Source organism: Helicobacter mehlei, from assembly GCF_003660265.1.
Classification (GTDB): Bacteria; Campylobacterota; Campylobacteria; order Campylobacterales; family Helicobacteraceae; genus Helicobacter; species Helicobacter mehlei.
This window is the reverse complement of sequence record NZ_QXQP01000072.1, coordinates 1-787: the sequence shown is the minus strand read 5'-3', so window position 1 is coordinate 787 and position 787 is coordinate 1. Positions and strand designations below refer to the sequence as shown.

1 protein-coding gene is annotated in these 787 nt (G+C 57.4%); it reads left to right on the top strand.

Features of this window, described 5'->3' with window-relative positions:
• Window positions 1-102: 102 nt before the first annotated feature.
• Window positions 103-787, top strand: a 685-nt coding sequence (locus EAO36_RS08290; RefSeq protein ID WP_162983299.1) for a P-loop NTPase, incomplete at its 3' end; no start/stop codon positions are given.

The window sequence follows — 787 nt, the reverse complement described above, 5'->3', positions numbered from 1 at the left end:
TGCTGATCTCAGCCCCATCCGGGTCTTTGACATTGTGGTGTGGATGTCGGGGAGAAAGAAGGCTTAGGACTTATCTGTCTGGCGGACTACTATGTTTAGGTGATGTCTCAAGTAACCGAATCCGCTGTCCGCAGCGCGCTATCCCGCGTAGAGGATCCAGAGATCGGTAAGCCCATCACGGAGCTCGGCATGGTCAAATCTGTGGCCATCGATGGCTCTGATGTGAAGGTAGAAATCTACCTGACCATCGCGGCTTGCCCGATGAAGACCACCATCGTTGCCAATACCGAGGCGGCTGTCAAAGACGTCGAGGGTGTGGGCAATGTCCAGGTGGACCTTGATGTGATGAGCGATGAACAACGTCGTGAACTCCGCGTCAGCCTCCGTGGTTCCGGCACTGAACCAGTGATCCCCTTTGCCCAGCCAGGTTCCACCACGCGTGTTTATGCCGTGGCATCCGGCAAGGGTGGCGTGGGTAAGTCCTCCATGACTGTCAACCTGGCAGCAGCACTTGCTGCCAAGGGTCTGTCCGTGGGCATTCTCGACGCTGATATCTATGGTCACTCGGTACCCGCCATGCTGGGTTCAGATGCCCGCCCACACCAGGTCGATGACATGATCATGCCCCCGCAGGCTCATGGTGTGAAGATGATCTCCATCGCACACTTTGTTGAGGGCAACGCACCTGTGGTGTGGCGTGGACCGATGCTGCACCGTGCGATCCAGCAGTTCCTCACCGATGTGTTCTGGGGCGATCTGGATATCCTCCTGCTGGATCTCCCACCGG